This window comes from Nonomuraea sp. NPDC005650, from assembly GCF_040605375.1.
Taxonomy (GTDB): Bacteria; Actinomycetota; Actinomycetes; order Streptosporangiales; family Streptosporangiaceae; genus Nonomuraea.
In genome coordinates, this window is sequence record NZ_JBEXCR010000148.1 from 1 (window position 1) to 1,074 (window position 1,074).

Sequence of the window (1,074 nt, forward strand, 5' to 3'; positions counted from 1 at the left end):
CCGGTACCCCCGGCTCAGGCAACGGCAGCAACACCCGGACGAGCGTGAACGTCATCACCGGCCGAGCCAAACCCGGAAAAATCGCGTTCCTCTACTCCGGCCAAGGCGCCCAACACCCCGGCATGGGCCGCCAACTCTACGAAACCTTCCCCACCTTCGCCCACGCCCTCAACAACACCTGCGACGCCCTCGACCCCCACCTCGACCACCCCCTCCGCGACATCATGTGGGCCACCCCCCACACCCACCAAGCCACCCTCCTCGACCAAACCGCCTACACCCAACCCGCCCTCTTCGCCCTCCAAACCGCCCTGTTCCACCTCCTGGCCAGCTGGGGCATCCACCCCCACTACCTCGCCGGACACTCCCTCGGCGAAATCACCGCCGCCCACACCGCCGGCATCCTCACCCTCACCGACGCCGCCACCCTCATCACCCAACGCGCCCACCTCATGCAAACCCTCCCCCCAGACGGCGCCATGACCGCCATCCAAGCCACCCCCCAAGAAATCACCCCCCACCTCACCCCCCACACCGCCATCGCCGCCATCAACTCCCCCACCTCCACCGTCATCTCCGGCCACACCGACCACATCAACACCATCACCGCCCACTTCACCCAACAAGGCCGCAAAACCCGCCCCCTGGCCGTCTCCCACGCCTTCCACTCCCCCCTCCTCAACCCCATCCTCCAACCCCTGGACACCCTCGCCCACACCCTCACCCACCACACCGCCCACACCCCCCTCATCACCAACACCACCGCCACCCCCACCCACACCCTCACCCCCACCCACTGGGCCCACCACGCCCGCCAACCCGTCCAATTCGCCAACACCATCACCCACCTCCACCACACCGGCGTCACCACCTACCTCGAACTCGGCCCCGACACCCCCCTCACCAACATCGCCCCCCACAACCTCCCCCCCGACACCCCCCACACCCACGCCACCTTCACCCCCACCCTCCGCAAAAACCACCCCGAACCCCACACCCTCCTGACCGCCATCGCCACCACCCACACCCACACCACCGCCACCCCCATCACCTGGCACAACCACCTCCCCACCA

Annotated in this window: 1 protein-coding gene; it reads left to right on the forward strand. The window is 68.1% G+C overall.

Annotated features, from left to right (window positions below):
* Positions 1-44 precede the first annotated feature (44 nt).
* A partial coding sequence (locus tag ABZS69_RS67100) for an acyltransferase domain-containing protein (protein ID WP_355395704.1) occupies positions 45-1,074 on the forward strand: 1,030 nt, incomplete at its 3' end.